At 29.4% G+C, this 22,614-nt stretch carries 17 protein-coding genes; all 17 read left to right on the top strand.

Annotated features, from left to right (window positions below):
* Positions 1-342: 342 nt before the first annotated feature.
* The 17 genes from HMPREF9630_RS02910 to glmS all read left to right on the top strand — a co-directional run bounded on the left by HMPREF9630_RS02910 (position 343) and on the right by glmS (position 22,572).
* Complete coding sequence (locus tag HMPREF9630_RS02910) at positions 343-1,938, top strand: potassium/proton antiporter (RefSeq protein ID WP_009527040.1); 1,596 nt, start codon at positions 343-345, stop codon at positions 1,936-1,938.
* Positions 1,939-2,131: 193 nt separating this feature from the next.
* Complete coding sequence (dxs, locus tag HMPREF9630_RS02905; protein WP_009527039.1) at positions 2,132-3,988, top strand: 1-deoxy-D-xylulose-5-phosphate synthase; 1,857 nt, start codon at positions 2,132-2,134, stop codon at positions 3,986-3,988.
* A gap of 478 nt (positions 3,989-4,466) precedes the next feature.
* Positions 4,467-5,261 (top strand): TlyA family RNA methyltransferase, encoded by a 795-nt coding sequence (locus HMPREF9630_RS02900; RefSeq protein WP_009527038.1) that lies wholly within the window; start codon positions 4,467-4,469, stop codon positions 5,259-5,261.
* Positions 5,262-5,437: 176 nt separating this feature from the next.
* The gene (locus HMPREF9630_RS02895) at positions 5,438-5,695 is read left to right on the top strand and encodes a hypothetical protein (RefSeq protein WP_009525339.1); all 258 of its coding nucleotides are present in this window, start codon (positions 5,438-5,440) and stop codon (positions 5,693-5,695) included.
* Positions 5,696-5,722: 27 nt separating this feature from the next.
* Entirely contained in the window at positions 5,723-7,402 is a 1,680-nt protein-coding gene (gene recN / locus HMPREF9630_RS02890; protein WP_009527037.1) for a DNA repair protein RecN, read from the top strand.
* 2 nt (positions 7,403-7,404) lie between these two features.
* On the top strand, positions 7,405-7,953 hold the full coding sequence (locus HMPREF9630_RS02885; RefSeq protein WP_009525337.1) for an NUDIX hydrolase: 549 nt from the start codon (positions 7,405-7,407) through the stop codon (positions 7,951-7,953).
* Between the two features lie 28 nt (positions 7,954-7,981).
* Positions 7,982-9,343 carry a bifunctional UDP-N-acetylglucosamine diphosphorylase/glucosamine-1-phosphate N-acetyltransferase GlmU gene (gene glmU / locus HMPREF9630_RS02880; RefSeq protein ID WP_009527036.1) on the top strand — a complete coding sequence of 454 codons (1,362 nt, stop codon included), beginning with the start codon at positions 7,982-7,984 and terminating at the stop codon, positions 9,341-9,343.
* A gap of 220 nt (positions 9,344-9,563) precedes the next feature.
* A complete protein-coding gene (locus HMPREF9630_RS02875) occupies positions 9,564-10,517 on the top strand; it encodes a ribose-phosphate diphosphokinase (RefSeq protein ID WP_009527035.1) in 954 nt (317 codons plus the stop codon).
* Positions 10,518-10,529: 12 nt separating this feature from the next.
* Complete coding sequence (gene pth / locus HMPREF9630_RS02870) at positions 10,530-11,093, top strand: aminoacyl-tRNA hydrolase (RefSeq protein ID WP_009527034.1); 564 nt, start codon at positions 10,530-10,532, stop codon at positions 11,091-11,093.
* Between the two features lie 12 nt (positions 11,094-11,105).
* The gene (mfd, locus tag HMPREF9630_RS02865) at positions 11,106-14,489 is read left to right on the top strand and encodes a transcription-repair coupling factor (RefSeq protein ID WP_009527033.1); all 3,384 of its coding nucleotides are present in this window, start codon (positions 11,106-11,108) and stop codon (positions 14,487-14,489) included.
* Between the two features lie 189 nt (positions 14,490-14,678).
* Complete coding sequence (locus HMPREF9630_RS02860) at positions 14,679-15,812, top strand: peptidylprolyl isomerase (protein ID WP_009527032.1); 1,134 nt, start codon at positions 14,679-14,681, stop codon at positions 15,810-15,812.
* Positions 15,813-16,092: 280 nt separating this feature from the next.
* Entirely contained in the window at positions 16,093-17,283 is a 1,191-nt protein-coding gene (coaBC, locus tag HMPREF9630_RS02855) for a bifunctional phosphopantothenoylcysteine decarboxylase/phosphopantothenate--cysteine ligase CoaBC (protein WP_009527031.1), read from the top strand.
* A gap of 89 nt (positions 17,284-17,372) precedes the next feature.
* Positions 17,373-18,215, top strand: coding sequence for a bifunctional 5,10-methylenetetrahydrofolate dehydrogenase/5,10-methenyltetrahydrofolate cyclohydrolase (locus HMPREF9630_RS02850; protein WP_009527030.1), 843 nt, complete (start codon positions 17,373-17,375; stop codon positions 18,213-18,215).
* An 80-nt stretch (positions 18,216-18,295) separates the two neighbouring features.
* Entirely contained in the window at positions 18,296-19,489 is a 1,194-nt protein-coding gene (locus HMPREF9630_RS02845; protein ID WP_009527029.1) for an acetate/propionate family kinase, read from the top strand.
* Positions 19,490-19,604: 115 nt separating this feature from the next.
* A complete protein-coding gene (locus HMPREF9630_RS02840; RefSeq protein ID WP_009527028.1) occupies positions 19,605-20,102 on the top strand; it encodes a YceD family protein in 498 nt (165 codons plus the stop codon).
* A 44-nt stretch (positions 20,103-20,146) separates the two neighbouring features.
* Positions 20,147-20,326 (top strand): 50S ribosomal protein L32, encoded by a 180-nt coding sequence (gene rpmF / locus HMPREF9630_RS02835; RefSeq protein WP_009525326.1) that lies wholly within the window; start codon positions 20,147-20,149, stop codon positions 20,324-20,326.
* A 413-nt stretch (positions 20,327-20,739) separates the two neighbouring features.
* Positions 20,740-22,572: a glutamine--fructose-6-phosphate transaminase (isomerizing) gene (gene glmS / locus HMPREF9630_RS02830; RefSeq protein ID WP_009527027.1), complete on the top strand. Its 1,833-nt coding sequence runs from the start codon at positions 20,740-20,742 to the stop codon at positions 22,570-22,572.
* The last annotated feature ends 42 nt before the right edge of the window (positions 22,573-22,614 follow it).

Raw genomic sequence — 22,614 nt, 5'->3', positions numbered from 1 at the left:
ATACACAATTTCTGTAGATTATAGTAAACGCAATTATAGATTATAAAATCTCTAATTGATGCAACAGAAATTTTTAAATCAAGTTTTATTTTTGATAATTAACTCTAATATATGTTTATTAATGATGCATTTATATGAGTTATTTGTTTAAAATATACTTAATTTTACTCAGTTAATAGATTTTTAAAAGCAGAAATATCTATTATTCTATTAACCTTTAGTATTAATATAGGGATAATCAAATTGAAAAATAATAAATGGGTTTAAAATTTTAAAATTAAAAAAGAATTAGTATTTCAATAAAGTTTTAATATAAATAAAAATGCTGAAAATGGAGTTATAATGGTCACATCTTTGCTGATAGGTTCTTTAATTATTTTTTTGTGCGTACTTATAAATAAGTTTTCGTCTAAGGTAGGTATACCTACGCTTGTATTTTTTATTTTTTTGGGTATGATGTTCGGCAGTGACGGTATTGGAAAAATATATTTTGACAATTATTTAATGTCGGAAAATATATGTGTAATTGCACTTATATTCATAATGTTTTATGGAGGTTTCGGAACAAACTGGAATACAGCTAAAAAAGTTGTGAAGGAATCTTTGCATTTATCTACTTTAGGTGTTGTGGGTTCTGCCTTGATTACGGGAGTGATATGTCATTTTATATTAAAGTTTTCATTTTGGGAGAGTTTATTACTTGGTTCTGTAATAGGTTCGACTGATGCGGCATCAGTTTTCTCCATACTTCGTTCCAAGAAACTCGGAATAAAAGAGAATACTGCTCCTGTATTGGAATTGGAAAGCGGTAGTAATGACCCGTTTGCATATATGTGCATGATCATATGTGTTATGATATTAAAAGGTGGAGTATCTTCGTTTGAGATAGCAAAAACTTTTGTTATGCAAATTGTTATAGGTATATGCTGTGGTCTTTTAATAGCAAAGTTTACAATAGAGTTTTTGAAAAGATATAAATTTGACACAGAAGGATTCGACCAAATATTTTTTGTATCTGTGGCACTGTTTAGCTATGCTTTTCCTACTTTTTTTGGAGGAAACGGATTTTTGAGCAGTTATTTTGTAGGTATAATACTTGGTAATCAGAAGATAAAAAATAAGAGTTCATTGATACATTTTTTTGATGGAATAACAGGTCTTATGCAACTCATTGTATTTTTCTTGCTCGGTTTGCTGTCATTACCGTCTGCAATATGGAGTGTGAAAGAGGAGTTTTTCTTTGTATTTTTGGCACTTACATTTGTTGCCAGACCGGTTGCGGTGTTTTTGTTGTATTCGTTTGAGAAAGTGTCTTTGCAAAAGAAAATTTTGGTAAGTTTTTGTGGGCTTAGAGGTGCAGCATCAATAGTTTTTGCAATAATGGTGCTTGGCAGTGGACTTAATGTAAGTTTTGATATATTTCACATAGTTTTCGGAGTAGTTTTATTATCGATTATATTACAGGGGAGTTTGATACCTTATGTTACAAAAAAGCTGAATATGATTGATGAAAATGAAAATATACTAAAAACATTCAGTGATTATACTGAAGATATACCGGTTGATTATATAAGGGTGAAAATTACAGAAAATCATCCTTGGATTGGAAAAACCGTAAAAGATATAAACTTGCCTCCGGATTTGCTCATTGTGTCAATACAGGGGAAAGACGGTTCTATACTTCCTAAAGGCGATGTGGTATTTAGAAAAGATGATTGTATAGCATTGACGGCTGTAAGATTTAACAATAATATAGAATTTGATTTGAGTGAAATGACAATAACAAAAGAAAGTGATTATTTGGGTAAAAAAATACAGGAAATATCATTGGAAGAACAGCTTATAATATTGATAATGAGAGATGATAAGCCGGTAATACCTAAGGGAGATACAATTATATTGGAAAAAGATGTATTGGTATTAAGCCAGAAAAAATAAATTTTTTATATACTGAATATTAAATTGTAAATATAAAACATTAGTTTTATCAGTTTAAAATAAATTAAATCAAAATTTGAAATTAAGTTTAGACTACTTATAATAAAAATACAGAATCACAAATATTTTTATATAAATTATCTATGAGATTTATAATATAATAAATAAACTATAAAAATGAAAAGGTAGAAAAATGTATAAATATCTGGATAGAATAAAAGATGCACAGGACATAAAAAATATAAGAGAAGATGAAATGGTATTTCTTGCCAGGGATATAAGAAAGTTTTTGGTAAATAAAGTATCAAAGACAGGAGGGCATCTGTCATCTAATTTGGGCGTAGTGGAACTTACTATGGCAATACATAGTGTATATGATACCTCTGTTGACAGGGTGATATTTGATGTAGGGCATCAAAGTTATGTTCATAAAATATTGACAGGACGAAAAGAAAAGTTTGATACATTAAGACAGCTTGACGGTATGAGCGGTTTTCCGAAAACTTCTGAGAGCATACACGATCCTTTTAATACAGGACACAGCTCTACATCTATATCGGCCGGAATAGGTATGGCTATGACAAGAGATTTGCAGAATAAGGACTATAATGTCATATCTCTTATAGGAGACAGTTCAATATGCAGTGGTCTTGCATTGGAAGGAATAAATTTTTTGGGGCATTCTAAGCTTGATATGCTCATAATTTTGAATGACAATGAAATGTCTATTGATAAGAGCGTAGGCGGAATAGCAAAACATTTAAGTAAGTTGAGAGTAAATGAAAAATATAGACGTCTGTCAAAAAATGTAAGAGGAACTATATCATCTTTGCCTTTTATAGGTGAAAATGCAGTAAATGTAATAAAAAATGTAAAAGACAATATAAAAAATATAACAGTGCCGGGAGCGTTATTTAATGAATTTGGGATAAATTACTATGGGCCTGTCGATGGACATAATTATTTTGAAGTTGTAAATGCACTCAAAGAGATGAAAAAAATAAAAGGACCTAAAATACTTCATGTAATAACGAAAAAAGGGAAGGGATATGAATTTGCGGAAAATGACCCAACAACATATCATGGAGTAGGAAAGTTTGATTTTACAAAGAAGATAGAAGTATCAAATAAGGAAACATTTTCAGATATAGCAGGTAAATCATTGCTGAAGATATTTAATAAATATGATGATACTGTTGCAATAGCGGCTGCAATGATAAAAGGTACAGGACTTGACTGTCTTGAGAAAAAATTTCCAAAAAGAGTTGTAGATGTGGGAATGGAAGAAGAAAATGCAGTTACAATGGCGGCGGGCATGGCAATATCAGGAATAAGACCTTATGTGGCTATATATTCAACATTTTTGCAAAGAGCATATGATCAGATATTGCATGATGTCTGTATGCAGAATCTTCCTGTTACTTTTCTGATAGACAGAGCCGGAATAGTAGGTGAAGACGGAGAGACGCACAACGGTTTATATGATATAAGCTATTTGTCAAGTATGCCTAATATAGAAATATATTCTCCAAAAGATGCAATTGAAATGGAAAAAATGATAGATGTATTATATGGAAAAAACTGTCCTGTTGCGATAAGATTTCCAAGAGGAATAATATATAATTTGGGCTTTGATAAAAACGAGCAAGACGTTACAGCGTGGGAGCAGTTGTCATATAAAGGTGATTCTACTATATTAGCGACAGGGAAAATGCTTAATATAGCTTTGCAGGCACAAGAACTACTAAAAAAAGAATATAATATGGATATAAAAGTTATAAATGCGAGGAGAATACGCCCTGTAGATAATGAAATTATGGACAGTATATTAGATGACAAATATATATTTACAATGGAAGACGGAATAAAAACAGGAGGTTTTTCAGCAATAATATCAGATTATGTAGCAGAAAAAACTCAAAATCCGAAACTCAAATTTTTCTCATTCCCGGATGAGCCTATTTCCCATGGAAATGTTGATAAAATATATGAAAGATACGGCTTTACACCGGAAATTATAAGTAAAAAAATATATGAGATAATAAAATAATAGAATAGTGATTTTAATAACAGTATAAAACTTAAACGGACTTGTTTGATTACCTGCCGTCAGTGACTGTAAATATATCAAATTTCAGATTTAAAAAATAGCTTTTCCAATATTAATTTTTACAATTACTTTTAGCAGTTTTTAAAATTGAGCTGTTGAACAACTCTATTAATTATTAATCATATTTTATCAAAATTGCATATATTAATCAAAATAATTTTAGAAAACAGTAAATCGCAAAGGTTTGCTGTTTTTTGTATAATACTGATATTGCATATAACTTTTAATTTTATACAAGTAATAGAAAAAATGAAGAATTTATGTTATAATAACTAATGTTGTAATACTTTTATACTTTTTAACTGATTAAAAAATAAGTAAAATAAAAATTGCTATTATATTTATTTTTAATGGTGATTGCTATTAAATTAAGAATTTTAAAAATATAAAATAAATATTAAGCGAGTAATGAATTATTATGAAAAAAAGATTGGACGTAATTCTTGTAGAAAAAGGTCTATATCCGTCGAGGGAAAAAGCAAAAGCGAACATAATGGCAGGCAATGTTTTTGTTGATAATATACTGTCTGATAAAGCCGGTATGCTTGTAGATGAAAACAGTAAAATAAAACTGAAAGATGAGGCTATTCCGTATGTAGGTAGAGGCGGATTGAAATTGGAAAAAGCTATAAAAATTTTTGATATAGATTTAAAAGATAAAATTTGTATGGATATAGGGGCATCTACAGGTGGATTTACAGACTGTATGTTGCAAAATGGTGCAAAAAAAGTTTATAGTATTGATGTAGGATATGGTCAATTAGATTATAAACTTCGCATAAACGAAAAAGTAGTCTGTATGGAAAGGACAAATTTCAGATATTTGGAGAGAAATAAGGTTTCTGACGATATAGATTTTGCAGTAATAGATGTATCTTTTATATCGCTAAGAATAATATTTCCTAAACTGAAAGAATTTTTAAAAGACAGATTTTGTGTAATATCTCTGATAAAACCGCAGTTTGAGAGCAAGAGAGAAGAAGTGGGTAAAAACGGAATAGTAAGAGATATAAATGTGCATAAAAGAGTTATAAGAGAAATAATTGATGCCGGAATAGAAAATGAAATGTATATAAAAAATCTCACATTTTCTCCTATAAAAGGGCAAAAAGGCAATATAGAGTATTTGGCATATTTTACAGATGAAAACGTGGAGTTTGATAATAGTTTTATAGATTTGACAGCGGATGCTTCTCATAATGAACTTGATTAAGTTATAAGTAGATTTAAGATAATTATTAATAATTGTTAAATTATCAATATGCAAATGCTGTAAGTCTAAAGATTTTTGAGAGTTTTTAAATTAATTTATAATTTACAGTATATTGTATTTGTTTGAATTAACATATTATAATCACTTTTTACTGTATTAATGGTATGGAGTTTGTTATGGAGATTTTAGAAATTATTGTAGATATTATAATAGAAATTTTTTTAAATAAAGTTTCTGACAAAAAAGCTGTAAAAAAATTGTTGATATTTATTTCAGTAATAATATATGCACTTATAATAGTTGCTATATTGTGGGTTTCATTGGTATTTGTAAAAGATATAATGCCCAAATGTATACTTATTGTGATAGATTTGATAATTTTTATAAATTTCACTTTTGAAATGAAAAAGCTTATGTTTAATGAAGAAAATTGACTATGAACTGTTTTTTGGAGGAGAATAATGTTAAAACAGTTGTATATAGAAAACTTTGCACTTATTGATAAACTGGAGTTGGAAATGGAAAACGGCTTTACAGTTTTCACAGGAGAAACAGGCTCGGGAAAGTCCATAATGATAGATGCTATATCATTTGCTATAGGTAAACGGGCGGATAAGACATTTGTTAGAAAAGGTACAAATAAATCGATAATAGAGCTTATATTTTTCATAAAAGACAATATGAAAAAACTTCTTGAAAATATGTTGAAAGAAGAAAACATTGATATAGAAGACAATATTATAATTTTGAAACGAGAGATATACTCAGATGGACGAAGTCTTTGCAAGATAAACTCCAAAAATGTCAATACTTCTTTTTTGAAAAAAATATCTTCATATTTGATAAATATACATGGACAAAATGAGTTTAACGAGCTTGAAGAGACTAATCATATAAATATACTTGATTCATATATAGGTATTAGAAAAATGAAACAGTTTAAGGAATATATCAGCATATACTCTTCATACATAAAGCTTAGCAAAGAGTATGAGGATATGTATTCCAACTATGACAAAGAAAAAAACAAAAGAGAGCTTGAGCTGCTTAAATATCAAATAAATGAAATAGAAGAGTTGAAACTGAAAAAAGGTGAAGATAAAAATATAGAAGATAGACTTGAAATAATGGATAAATCTGTTAAAATATCAAAATGTATGAATGGACTTTATGAGGAGCTTTACGGGAAAACTAATAATATTCTTAAAGTACTTAGAATTTATATGCAAGAGTTTGAAAATTTTTCGGATTTGGACGATAATCTCAAATCTATAAGTGAAAAGCTAAATGACGAATATTATAATATAGAAGAACTATCTTATGAAGTTAGGGATAATCTCGGCAGATATGACTTTGACGAAGACAGAAAGACTATATTAGAAGACAGATATGATGAAATAAACAGAATATATTCAAAATATGCACAAGGCTACGACAAACTGAAGGAATATTTACAAAATGCTTATGATGAAGTAGAATTTTATGAAAAATATGAGGATAAGATAAAAGATATAAAAAGACAAATGTCACAGTTAGATGAAAAATTAAAAAATATTTCTGCAAATATAACATCTATAAGAACCGAGAAAAAAACAGAGCTTGAAAAACTTATAGTAGATGAACTTGCTACATTAGGTATGAAAAATGTAGCGTTTGATATTAATATAAGTCCTTTAGACACATATAACAATAAGGGCAATGATAATGTAATATTTTTGATTTCATTTAATAAGGGGGAAGATACAAAACCTTTTTCAAAAATTGCATCAGGTGGAGAAATCTCAAGATTTATGCTTGCACTTAAAAATGTAATATCTTCAGAATTTGAAAAGACTATGGTATTTGACGAGATAGATACAGGAATAAGTGGGCTTGCAAGTGAAAAGGTTGGAAAAAAACTTAAAGATATTTCAAGAGTGAGACAAGTGCTTTGTATAACACATCAAGGGCAGATTGCATCGTATGCACAAAATCATATAGAAGTATTTAAGACAGAAGAAGATGATAACACACTAACAAAGGCAAAAATTTTGTCAGAAAAAGAAAGGATAGTTGAAATAGCTAAGATGATGGACGCAAGTACAGATTCCATAAAATCTTTGGAGCATGCCAAAGAACTTCTTAGCAAAAATTCAAGGTGAATATGTTGAGCGATAGTAACAAGATAGAAAAAGCAGAAAATATTGTATCTCAAAAAGAGATATATACAGGAAAGTATATTTCATTGAAAGTGCTTACAGTAGAAAAAGCGAAGGGATATTCACAAAGAGAACTTATTGAGCACCCCGGAACTATATTGTTAATAGCATTAACAGAAGATAGAAAGCTTGTATTGAATAAAATATATAGAAAATCAATAGATGAATATTCAACTGAATTACCGTCAAAAAGAATAGATTCTAACGAAAATCATTTGGATGTTATAAAAAACGAAATGTTGGAAGAACTTGGTTATGAAGTGGACAATATCAAAAATGTATACAGTTTTTATCCAAGTATAGCTTATTCGGATGAAAAAGTGTATATGTATGTGACTGATGTAAGAAAGGTGAAAGATGTCAATGTTTGCAGTACGTTTTCTACCATGGAAGTATCTCTTGATCTTATAAAAGAAAGATTTGATGAGTTAGGAATAATAGATGCAAAGTCTATTGTTGGAATAGATTATATTTTGAAAGAATTTAATTTATAAAAAATAAACATAATTTTAGGAGATAAAAATGAGTTTACAAGTAGTAGTGCTTTGTGCAGGAAAAGGCACAAGGATGAAATCTGAAAAGTCAAAAGTTATGCATGAAATCATGGGTAAACCTATGATAGAGTATGTATATGAGATAGCTAAAGAGGTTTCCGATAAAAAACCTATCTTTATAGTAGGTCATGCTAAAGAACAAATAGAGTCATATTTTAAAGATAAAGTTGAATATGTTCATCAGGATGAGCAGTTAGGAACAGGTCATGCTGTAATTTTAGCAGAGAAAAATATAAATGAAAATGATGATGTACTTATTTTATATGGAGATACTCCACTTATACAAGCGTCTACAATAAAAAAACTTATAGAAGATAAAAAAGATGATACACCTGTAACAATACTTACAAGTATGGTGGATAATCCGTTTGGTTATGGTAGAATAGTTAAAGATATAAATGGAGATTTTGTTAAAATAGTAGAGCAAAAAGACGCCAACGATGAAGAAAAATTGATAAGAGAAATAAACTCAGGAATGTCTTATATCTCAGGCAAACTTATAAAAGAAAATATAAATAAGATAACTAACAACAACAATCAAAAAGAATACTATCTTACAGATTTATTTGAGATATTAAAAAACAACGGAAACAAAATATCGACTTTTTTCATAGAGCAAGATGAAATAATGGGAGTAAATTCAAGAACTCAATTAGAAGATGCAAGAAAAGTTATGAGCAAAAGAATAAACAGTTTCCATATGGACAATGGAGTTACTCTCATATCTCCGGAGAGTATATATATAGAAAAAGATGTAGTAATTGGAAGAGATACTATAATTTATCCTAACAATATATTGAGGGGTAAAACTGACATAGGGAATAACTGTATATTGTATGCAGGTAATGAAATAGTGGATACAGTTATAAAAGACAATGTTACTATAAGAACATCATTCTTAGAGGAAAGCTATGTCGATGAAAAAACAACTATAGGACCATATGCACATCTAAGACCGAAATCAAAATTAGGTAAGAAGGTTAAAATAGGTAACTTTGTCGAAGTTAAAAATTCTATTATGGGCAATAACAGTAAGGCGTCACATTTAGCTTATGTGGGTGACGGAGATATAGGAGATAATGTCAATATAGGTTGTGGAGTTGTATTTGTCAATTATGACGGAAAACATAAAAATCGCTCTATAGTAAAAGACAATGCTTTTATAGGCTCGAATTCAAATCTTGTAGCGCCTGTTACAATAGAAGAAAAGGGATATGTAGCTACAGGTTCGACTGTTACGGATAATGTGCCCGCAAACAGTTTATGTATAGCAAGGGCAAGACAAGTTATAAAAGCAGGATGGACTGCTAAGAAAAAACTTTTGGATTAAAAACTAAGTTATAAAAAAATTATTTTTAAATATTTTAATGATTTAATTTATAAAATCTGTTATAATTATCTTTATAATTTTAATATGAAAAAATTATAAACAAATTTTTATAGACTGATAAAAGAAGAATATACTTATATTTTTTATGAGTATATTCTCTTTGTGTTGTAAATTTGTTGTTTATAGACTTTTTTTTATTTATTTCTTGGAGGAAAATTAGATGAACACGAGTGGTAGTGAAATTAAAATTTTTGCAGGTAATTCTAATATAAGCCTTGCATCTAAAATTGCTAAAGGTGTAGGTGTAGAGTTGGGGCAAATTGAAGTCAAAAAATTCAGTGACGGAGAAATAGCTGTAAATATATTAGAATCTGTAAGAGGTAAGGATATTTATATAATTCAATCAACATCAGAGCCTGTGGATACTAATTTGATGGAGCTTTTGATAATGATAGATGCATTTAGAAGAGCATCAGCCGGAAGAATAAATGCTGTTATTCCATATTATGGATATGCAAGACAAGATAGAAAAGCAAAATCAAGAGACCCTATTACAGCTAAACTTGTAGCTAATCTAATAACTGCTGCCGGAGCAGACAGAGTTGTAACTATGGATTTGCACGCAGCACAGATACAAGGATATTTTGATATACCGGTAGATCATTTATTGGGCGAACCTATACTTGCAAAAGCTTATAAAAGTAGATTTTATGGTAGAGATGATGTAGTTATAGTTTCACCGGATCTTGGAAGCGTAACAAGAGCAAGAAAATTTGCTGACAGTTTGGGAGTAGGCATAGCTATAATAGATAAAAGAAGACCGAGAGCAAACGTATGTGAAGTGCTTAATATAATCGGTGATGTTAAAGATAAAAATGTAATAATAGTAGATGATATGATAGATACAGCAGGTACTCTTGTAAACGGTGCGAATGCACTTGAAGGTTTCGGAGCAAAAGATATTTATGCTTGTTGTACACACCCTGTATTATCAGGAGAAGCAATATCAAGGATACAAAACTCTCCTATAAAAGAAGTGATGGTACTTGATACTATAGAATTACCTGAAAAGAAAAAAATAGATAAAATAAAAATAGAATCAGTTGCGCCTATATTTTCACAAGCAATATCAAGAATATTCAGCAATCAACCTATAAGTGCAATTTTTTCATAAGAAAGAGGAAGTATGTATATTATTGTAGGGCTTGGAAATCCGGGCTTGAAATATCAAAATACAAAACATAATGTTGGCTTTATGGCAATAGATATATTGTCTAAGAAGTTGAATATAAAAGTAGATAAAATAAAGTTCAAGGCACTGATAGGAGAAGGACAGTATAAAGGTGAAAAGATTATACTTGTAAAACCACAGACATTTATGAATTTAAGCGGTGAATCAGTGCAACAAATAATGAGTTTTTATAAAGTAGAGCATCAAAATCTGTTTGTGCTTTATGATGATATAGATATTGATGTGGGAAAGTTGAGAATAAGGCAAAAAGGCAGCTCCGGAACTCATAATGGAATGAAAAATATAATATATTTACTTGGATATGATGATTTTCCAAGATTTAGAATAGGCGTGTCAAAACCACCGCAATATATGGATTTAGCCTCATATGTACTATCTAATTTTACAAGCGAAGAGACGAATATTCTATCAGATGTACTTGATAAATGCAGTGAAGCGTGTCTTTATGCAATAGAGAAGGGTTTGGATAAGTCTATGAATAAATACAATATAAAGTAAGGAGGTTATATTTTGGATAAATTTTTGAATTATCTATCTGAAACAGATGAATTTATACAGATGGATAGAGCTATATCTGAAAGAAACACTCCGATTCTATTAAATGGAATATCAACTGAGAGCATACCATTTTTTTTGGATTATATATATAGCGCTCATAAACAGAAGGTAATATTCATAACACCAAGTGATATAGTAGCACAAGACATATATAGAGAATTGCTTAGATATAATAGTTCTAAAATAATCATACTTCAAAGCGATGAGTTGAAATTTTATCAAATAGATGCGATAAATAGAGATAATGAGTTTCAAAGAATAAGTTGCTTGAAGAAAATATATGATAATGACTATGATATATTAATTCTAAGCATAGCGTCGCTACTTAGAAAATATATGCCTAAAAAATATTATGAAAAAAATATAATAGATATAAAAATTTCTTCCAATATAGATATATATGAATTGACAAAAAAACTGGTGATTGCAGGATATGACAGGGTAAGGAAGATAGAATCAAAAGGACAGTTTTCGCTCAGAGGTTCTATAATAGATATATTTCCTCCTGATTTCAGTAATCCTGTAAGAATAGAATTTTTTGACGATGAAGTTGACTCTATAAGAATATTCGATCTATATTCACAGGTATCCATTGATAAAGCGGAAAAAGTTATAATAATACCTGCAAGAGAATATATATATCCTGAAAATATAGACAAGTCTTTAAAAAATATAGAAAATCTTCTAAAAGATAATACAAGTGAAGATATAAGAATTGATATAGAAAAAATACAATCTAAGACATATTTTAAAGGTTTAGAAAAATATATAGGCTTTTTGTATGAAGAAAAAGATTTGAGTATCTTACAGTTTATAGATAAAAATTGTAATATAGTATTAAGTGAACCTAATAGGGTTTTTGAAAAAATTGATAATATATATTACGAGTTTTTTGAAAACTATAAAAGTTCTTTGGAAAGAGGCTTTGCATTAAAAGGTCAAGATAATATTTTTATAGACAAAGACAGCATAATGCAAAAAATATATGACTATAAACTCATACTTACATCAGAAGTAACAGGAAACATTAAAAAGATAAAAACGAAAGCTATATTTAATTTTGATGTACAAAGTGCACCAAAATATAGAGGAGACATCAATCAACTTATAGTAGACATAAATACTTATAAAGATAGAAAATATAAGATAGTTATACTTTTGCAAGAAGAGAAAGTTATAAAAAATATAATTTCGGAATTGGAATCAAGTGATATATCGGCAAAATATATAAACAGTGATAAATTTGATATAGAATCATCAGACGTATTTATTTTAAAAGATAATAAAACTCAAGGACTTATATTAAAAAAAGCAAATTTTGTGTTTATAACAAATAATGATATATTTTTTAGATTGTCAAAGCTAAGTACACCAAGAAAGAGGAAAAATATAAAATCTGAAAGACTGAAGGGCTTTGCAGATTTAAAAAAAGGCGATATAGTAGTACATGAAGTTTATGGAATAGGAAAGTTTATAGGTATAGAGCAAAAGGAAAATGATGGTATAAAAAAAGACTATATAAAAGTTTCTTACAAAGGTGGAGATTTTATATATGTGCCAATATCCCAAATGGATAGAGTTCAAAGGTATATAGGGAATGCAAGTGATAGAATAAGTCTTACACAACTGGGTTCAAACCAATGGAAAAAGCAAAAGCAAAAAGCAAAAAAAGCTGTTGATGAGATAGCAAAATATCTTATAGAACTTTATGCAGAAAGAGAAAATCAAAAGGGATATGCTTTTTCAAAAGATACAGTATGGCAAAGAGAGTTTGAAGCACTTTTTCCATTTGAGGAAACACAAGATCAGTTAAAGTCTATAAAAGACATAAAAAGAGATATGGAAAATATAAGACCTATGGACAGATTGATTTGTGGGGATGTTGGATACGGAAAAACAGAAGTGGCATTAAGAGGTATTTTCAAAGCCTGTATGGATCAAAAACAAGTTGCGTTTTTAGTTCCGACTACTATTTTGGCACAACAGCATTACAAGACTTTGAGCGATAGATTTGAAAACTATCCTATAAATGTAGACGTACTGAGCAGATTTAAAACTAAAAAAGAACAGGAAAAAACAGTAGAAAAAATAAAAAATGGAGAAGTGGATGTAGTAATCGGAACACATAGACTTCTTTCAAAAGACGTTGAATTTAAAAATATAGGGATGCTTGTAATAGATGAAGAGCAAAGATTCGGAGTAAAGCATAAAGAAAAAATAAAACAGATGAAGTCAAATATAGATGTTCTTACGCTTACAGCAACACCTATACCAAGAACATTGAATATGTCGCTTTCCGGTATAAGAGATATGTCAGTGCTTGAAGAACCTCCAAATGACAGGTACCCTGTAATAACATATGTTACAGAGGCAAGAGAAGGTATAATATTAGATGCAATAGAGCGAGAAATGGCAAGAAACGGTCAAGTATTTTTTGTATACAATTCTATAGAAAATATTGATAAAATGTATAATTTTATACAGAAATTAGTGCCTTCAGCAAGGATAGCAATAGCACATGGTCAGATGAGTGCAATAGCATTGGAAGATATAATGATGGACTATCTTGAAAAAAAATATGACGTATTGCTTTGTACCACTATAATTGAAACAGGTATGGACATATCAAATGCCAATACTATAATAGTATATAATGCTGATAAGATGGGATTATCACAATTATATCAATTAAGAGGAAGAGTAGGACGCTCATCAAGGCAAGCTTATGCATATCTAATGTATGAAAAAGATAAAGTGCTTACTGAAATAGCACAAAAAAGATTGAAAGCAATAAGAGAGTTTACAGAATTTGGAAGTGGATTCAGAGTTGCTATGATGGATTTGGAGATAAGAGGCTCAGGCAATATACTTGGTGAAGTGCAACACGGTCATATAGAAGAAGTAGGATATGATTTATATATAAAGATGTTGAATGACAGTTTTAACAGACTGAAAGGAAAAACAGTAGAAGAAAAAGTTTCAACAGAAGTATATTTAAATGTGAATGCCTATATTCCCGATGACTATATAGAAGATGAAATACAAAAAATGGAAATCTATAAAAAAATTGCATCAATAAACAGTAAAGAAGATTATTTTGATATTCAAGCAGAAATAGAAGACAGATTTTCAGACATACCGCAAGAAGTTGAAAATTTACTTAAAATTTCAAGCATACGCTCACTTGGAGAAAAAATTAGAGTTGTAAAGATAAGTCAAAAAAATAGAAACATAGTATATGAAACTAAAACTCAAAAATTTATACAAACTTTAAAGACTGTAAAAGAAGATCAAATGTTAAAAGAAATCATAGAATTCATGAGAAAATTTTTGTAAATTTTTTGTATTATTAATTTAAACTTTTTTAAAGAAAAATAGTATATAATATAAAAAATAAATCATTAATTTTATTATTAACATTGGAAAATATCTAAAATATGTTATTACAATAAATAATTGATTTTGTATTTTATTATAAATCAATTTTTATTCATCAATTAGCATAATAAAAATAGGAGTGTGAAAATGAAAAAATATTTTAAGCTGCTCAGTGTAGTTATAGCATCTGTGATGTTGTTTACAGCTTGTAAGTCTACAAGTGTAGGTAAATCGGTAGCAACAGTTAACGGAGAAGACATACCATACGAAGAATATCTTAAAAAATTGGAAGTGTTTAAATTTCAATTAGATAGTATTTATGGAGAAGATATTTGGAAAGAAAAAGCTCCAAATACTGATGAAACAATATTACAACACTTTAAAGGAGAGATATTAAATAAGGTTATAGATGACAAGATTATATCACAAGAAGCAAAGAAACAGTCAGTAACAGCAGATGAGAGTAAAGTAAACGAATATTTTGAGCAATCAAAGAAAAGCATAGATGAAAATGAAACGTTAAAGAAATATTATGAAGATAATAAAATAGACGATAATTTTATAAAATCTATGATACAAGAAGACGTTGTAAAAATGGCATTACAAGATAAATATTCAAAAGAAAATGAAGTCACACAAGAAGAAGTTGACAAATATTATGAAGAGCATAAATCAGAATACAGCAGCGAAAAAGTAAAGGCATCTCATATAATAATTCTTACTACAGAAAACGGTAGTGATATGTCAGCAGAAAAACAAGAAGAAGCTAAGAAAAAAATAGATGAAATCTATGAGAAAATACAAGCGGGTGAGAGTTTTGAAGAGTTAGCTAAACAATATTCTCAAGATGGCTCAAAAGACTCAGGAGGAGATCTCGGTTATTTTTCAAAAGGCGAAATGGTTAAAGAATTTTCGGATGTAGCTTTCAATATGAATGTTGGAGAAATATCAAAACCTTTTAAGACACAATTCGGTTATCATATAGTAAAAGTAACAGACAAAAAGAGTGAAACAGAAGAAGAAAAAGCAAAAGCTAAAGAATATATAAAAAATATGTTACAAGAGCAAAAATTCTCGGAATATATTGAAAATTTGAAAAAAGACGCTAAGATAGAAAAACACGAAGACGCCATAGCAAATGCAGAAAAAGATATAAAACCTGTAGAATTAAATAAAAAAGAAGAAACTACAGAGCAAACAGGTGAAGATAATAACGCCAACAAAGACGAACAACAGGCGCAAACAGAAGAAAATAAAACTCAAGACACACAAAATAAATAAATTAGATTATAAAAGGAAACCTTTAATATATAGGTTTCCTTTTTGCATTTATGATGATATAATATTTTGTTGTATCGTTTATTTAATTATATGATAGTATAATACTTAAAGTCTAATAGAATTGTGTATATTTAGTGAAAATCAATATATTAGTACAGAGCAAAAAAATATATAGGATATAACTTATATCACTTGGAAAAAACAAATAATTTATATAGGTTTTAGTATAAGCTGATTTTATAATTGATATAATTTTTTATAAAATAAAAGAGGACGAGATATGAAAAATATAGTTTTAGGAGTGACAGGAAGTATTGCAGCATACAAAGCTTGTGACATAACATCAAAACTTGTAAAAAAAGATATAAATATAGATGTTATTATGACAAATAATGCTGTAAAATTTGTAAATCCGTTAACATTTCAAACATTGAGCAGCAATGTGGTCAATGTAGATATGTTTCAAGACATCAAATATTGGGAAGTAAATCATATTGAGCTTGCAAAAAAAGCTGACATATTGTTGATAGCACCTGCAACAGCAAATATAATAGCAAAAATTGCAAATGGAATAGCTGATGATATGCTCTCAAGTGTTGCACTTGCGACAAAAAGTAAAATAATAATTGCACCGGCAATGAATACCAATATGTATGATAATCCTGCAACTACTGAAAATATAGAAAAATTGATAAAAAGAGGCGTACTGTTTATAGAACCTGATAGTGGAGTTTTAGCCTGCAAGGACATCGGCAAAGGAAAACTTGCAGATGTTGAAACAATAATAGAAGTTGTAGATTTTGAACTCAACAAAACGCAAGAGCTTGAAGGGAAAAATATACTCGTAACAGCCGGAGCAACTATAGAAGATATAGATCCTGTAAGATATATAACCAATAATTCAAGTGGGAAAATGGGATATTCCATAGCAAAAGAATCTGCACTTATGGGAGCAAATGTCATATTAATATCAGGACATACAAATTTGAGCGTGCCGTACGGTATAAAAGAGTTTGTAAGAATAAGAAGTGCAAAAGATATGTATGATGAAGTTGTAAATATGTATGATAATATAGATATAGTAATAAAAGCGGCAGCTGTAGCTGATTATACTCCACAAAAAAAGGCGGATAATAAAATAAAAAAATCAGATACGGATATGAGTATAGCACTTACAAGAACTAAAGACATATTAAAAACGTTGGGAGAAAATAAAAAACATCAGATATTAGTAGGCTTTGCGGCAGAAACCACAGATGTTGAGAACTATGCAAAAACTAAGATACAAAAGAAAAATCTTGATATGATAGTAGCAAATAACGTATCTATGGAAGGAGCAGGCTTTTTATCGGACACTAATATAGTAGATATATATTATTCTGATGGAAGCAAGACGCATATTCCAAAATCTTCAAAATGTGAAATAGCAAAACTTATACTGAAAAATATAAAAGATAAATTTGTAAAATAAAAAACTTTTGTTAAGATAAAAATATAGAAAAATTAAGTGATGATATATCATTCGCTTAATGGATAATTCTATTTATAAGGAGAAAGATAATGCGGATATTATATGGCAAGCCTGTGGCTGAAAATATAAAAAAAGAGATACAAGAAATGTTGTTTGAATTGAATAAAAGAAATAAAACTCCTAAAATTGCCCTGATAAGAATAGGGGAAAATATGGATGATATAACTTATGAGCATTCATTAAAAAGAAATTTAAAAATGTTTTCAATACCATATGATTCATATGTTTATGCACAAGATGAAGACGCTGAGGTTTTGAAAAGGCAAATAGAAAAATTGAATAAAGATGATGAGATAGACGGGATAATGATATTCAGACCTATACATCCGCAAATAGAACAGTTTGAGATAAATGAAACAATACATTGGAAAAAAGACATAGATTGTGCTACATCATATAATCAAGGTAAATTATTCGAGAAGAAGAGCAATTTATTATATCCTTGTACACCAAGAGCGGTAATGGAGACTTTGAGATTTTATGGTGTAGATTTAGTCTCCAAAAAATGTACAGTTGTAGGAGCATCACAAGTTGTAGGAAAAGCACTCGCTATAATGCTGATAAAGGAAAAAGCTACTGTTACGGTGTGTAATTCTAAGACGCTTGACTTAAAAGCAGAAACAAGAGATGCAGATATAGTTATATGTGCAACCGGTCAGGCAAAACTTATAACAAAAGAACATTTGAGAGATAATCAAGTTGTAATAGATGTAGGAATAAACTTTGATAACGGTAAGATATCAGGCGATGTAGATTTTGAAAACATAGATTATGATAACATAAGAATAACTCCTGTACCGAAAGGTGTGGGTGTAATAACAACTTTAACTTTAATAAAACAACTGGTTGAAAAAACTTTAAAGTTGAGTTAAAATATAGATAGTATAGCAATTAACTGTTAAGTTTTTATTCTTGTTATTTGACAAAATATTTTATTAAGGAGAGTGTTAAAGTGAATATTTTAGTTATCAATTGTGGAAGTTCATCTTTAAAATATCAATTCATAGATATGAAAGATGAAAGCGTATTGGCAAAAGGTTTGGTTGAAAGAATAGGTATAGAAGGTTCTGTACTTAAACACGAAAGAACAGGTATGGATAAAGAAACTATAAAACAAAGCATACCTGACCATAATGTTGCCCTAAAATTAGTAATAGATGCTCTTATGAATGAGAAATACGGAGCTATAAAAGATCTCAGTGAAATAAATGCTGTAGGACATAGAGTGGTTCACGGTGGAGAGGCATTTGCATGCTCTGTTGTAATTGATGAAAAAGTTAAAAAGAGTTTGGAAGATTGTATAGATTTGGCACCACTACATAATCCACCTAATCTTGTTGGAATAAATGCGTGTGAAAAAATACTTCCAAATGTACCTATGGTTGCAGTATTTGATACAGCATTCCATCAAACTATGCCTGCATCATCATATTTATACGCATTACCTTATGAATATTATACAAAACATAAAATAAGAAGATACGGCTTCCACGGAACATCACATCTTTATGTAAGTAGAAGAGCGGCTGAGATACTTGGTAAAAAACCTGAAGATTTAAATATCATAACTTGCCATTTAGGAAATGGTGCAAGTATAACTGCTGTAGAAAAAGGCAAATCAATAGATACATCTATGGGCTTTACTCCGCTTGAAGGTCTTATAATGGGAACAAGAACAGGGGATATGGATCCTGCAATAGTTACATTTTTGATGGAAAAAGAAAAACTTTCTGCAAAAGATGTTGACAGCATAATGAATAAAAAATCAGGTGTATTAGGTTTATCAGGAGTAAGCTCAGATTTCAGAGATATAGAACAAGAAGCTGAAAAAGGAAATGAAAGAGCACAAATAGCACTTGATTGTTTCCATAACAGAGTTAAAAAATATATAGGTGCTTATATTGCTGAATTAGGACATGTAGATGCAATAGTATTTACAGCAGGTCTTGGAGAAAACTCAGCAGAATCAAGAGAAGAAATTTGTAAAGGAATGGAATTTTTAGGCATAGAACTTGACACTGAGGAAAACAAAGTAAGAGGAAAAGAAAAAATAGTATCAAAAGAATCTTCAAAAATAAAAATAATGGTTATACCTACTAACGAAGAGTTAGTTATAGCAAGAGATACATTGGCATTGATAAAATAAAGTAAATATTGTCATAAAATTAAAAATTATATGTAAAATAAAGCAAAATTACTTGACACATATACCTAATTTTTAGTATAATATCAATTGTTACTCAAAAAATGGGGTGTTTTTTATGAAGATACTTATAAAAGATATGCTTTTATCTCAAAAGAGCAGATTCAATTATAATTATGAGCCGAATATTGATTTGTGTAATATGGAAGGCAGAGAGGTTAAGTTTAACAGTAAGCCTGAAGTTTTATGTGAAATCACCAAACAAGCAAATGATGACTTATATGCTGATATAAATATACACCTTGATACTACGCTTAACTGTGTAAGATGTTTGGATGATATGAGAGCAGTTGAAGATGTTAAAATCTCAGGAATATTATCAAAAGAAGATAAAGATGTTGATTATGATATAATTATAGTAGATGATTATTTGGATTTTGATAAGATATTTTACGATGCTGTTTTTGAACATCTTAATAATAATCTTTATTGCAAAGAAGATTGCAAAGGGCTTTGTCATATATGCGGAGCTGATTTAAATAAAACTACTTGCAATTGTGAAGAAGAAAATCCAAATATCGATCCGAGGTTGGCAGAACTAAAAAATTTTTTGTAGATATATAGATATATTTGCGAAAAAATATGGAAGGAGGAGAGAATATGGCAGTACCAAAAAGAAAAACTGGAAAATCAGCTACTCGTTCAAGACGCTCAGCGAATATGAATATGACAGCTAAAAATTTAGTTGAATGTCCTCAATGCCATTCATTAAAATTGTCACATAGAGTTTGTCCGGAATGTGGATATTATAATGGAAGAGAAGTTGTTACAGCTGAATAGTCAGCTATATAAAGCCTATCGATATATACTATCTCAATTTTTTGATGAAATTATATATTTGATAGGCTTTTTAACTGTTTTAATATTTGGAGAAAATATTATATACTGAATCTTAAATGAGTTTTATAATAACTCAATTTACTGTAAAATAGAGTTTTGGTATTAAGTCAAGCGCCAGGATAATTAATCTCTGTGTATTATTAAAAATATAAAAAATTTTACTTTTTTAATGCAGAGTTTATTATTGACGAGGATTGGAATTATCGAAAGACTCGGCGGGTATTCCAAAGGCTTGTGGCAGTCTAAAAATATATAACAAAAAGAAATTTATCTTTATAAATTTTAACAAAAAATGTATTGAGTCACTTCTCCGAATATAGTAAAAATTTGAAAAATTATTACAAGGAGAAAATATGTGTGGAATAGTAGGATATATAGGAAATCAAAATGCTCAAGACATAGTTGTAAACGGTCTTGAAAAATTGGAATATAGAGGATATGATTCATCAGGTATAGCTACAATATCAAATGGAAAATTGGAGCTTTCAAAATTTAAGGGAAGATTATCGGTGCTTAAAGAACACCTGAAAAAACAACCTCATACCGGATTTATAGGTATAGGTCATACGAGGTGGGCTACTCATGGAGAACCGTCAGATGTAAATTCACATCCCCATATCAATGAAAGTGAGTCAGTAGCTGTAATACACAATGGAATAATAGAAAATTACAGAGATTTGAAAGCTGAGCTCATAAAAGAAGGATATAAATTTAAGTCTCAAACTGATACAGAAGTAATAGTGCATTTGATAGATCATTATTTAGAAGATTCAAAAGATATAATGAAAGCCGTTAATTTAGCAGTAAAAAGATTAAGAGGTGCATATGCGCTTGGAATAATATATAAAAATGAACCTGATAAGATAATAGCTGTAAGAAATGAATCGCCACTTGTAGTAGGTATAGGCAAAGGAGAAAATTTTTTTGCATCGGATATACCTGCAATACTAAGTTATACAAAAGAAGTGTATTATATAGATAACGAAGAGATGGTCGTACTTACAAAAGACAGCATAACAATATATAACTTAGAAGGAGAAAAAATAGAAAAAGAAAAGTCTGTGATTACTTGGGATATGGAATCTGCAACAAAAGCAGGTTATCCGCATTTTATGCTCAAAGAGATAAATGAACAGCCTCAAGCAATATCAGATACTCTATTAAGAAGAATAGATAAAAATAACAATTTAATATTGGATGATATAAGACTTGATGAAGATGAAATACAAAAAATAAAAGATATATATATAGTTGCATGCGGGACGGCGTATAATGCCGGACTCATAGGCAAATATATAATTGAAAACCTTGCCAATTTAAGAGTTAGAGTAGATATTGCCTCAGAGTTCAGATATAATAAGCAATTTATAAATGAAAATACTCTTGTTATACTTGTAAGCCAGTCAGGAGAAACGGCGGATACACTTGCCGCACAAAAGTTGGCAAAAACAAAAGGGTGTAGAATATTATCCATAACAAACGTAGTAGGTTCGTCAGTCGCAAGAAATTCGGATGATGTTTTTTATACGCTTGCAGGACCTGAAATAGCAGTGGCATCTACAAAAGCGTATACTACAATGCTTGTAGCATTTTATATGATAGGCGTTGAATTAGCTAAGTTGAAACAAGAAATAAGTATAGAAGACTACCATAATATAGTTGAAAAGCTGAAAAAATTACCTCAAAAAGTAAAAGAAACTCTGTCCGTAGAGAAGAAATGTATCGAGATTGCTGAAAAGATAAAAAATTCAAAATCAGCTTTTTATATAGGCAGAGGCTTGGATGACAGTGTTGGCAAGGAAGGTGCTTTAAAACTTAAAGAAATATCATATATATATACTGAATCATTCGCAGCAGGAGAGCTAAAGCATGGGACGATAGCATTGATAGAAAAAGATACACCTGTTATTGCAGTAGTAACCCAAGATAAATTACTTGATAAGACAATGTCCAACATACAAGAAGTAAAGGCAAGAGGGGCATATACGATAATAATAACTGATAAACATATAGAAGATGTAAAAAATTATGCAGATGATGTTATACAAATACCGGAAGTTTATGATATGTTTTCATCAATTCTGGCAGTTATACCGGCACAATTTATAGCGTATTATACATCTATAAAAAAAGGAAATGATGTGGATAAACCGAGAAATTTGGCAAAATCTGTCACAGTTGAATAATGTATTAAATTTTAGATAAAAATATGTATATTTATTAAGGAG

This window comes from Peptoanaerobacter stomatis, from assembly GCF_000238095.2.
Taxonomy (GTDB): Bacteria; Bacillota; Clostridia; order Peptostreptococcales; family Filifactoraceae; genus Peptoanaerobacter; species Peptoanaerobacter stomatis_A.
This window is presented reverse-complemented; position numbering and strand designations above follow the sequence as displayed.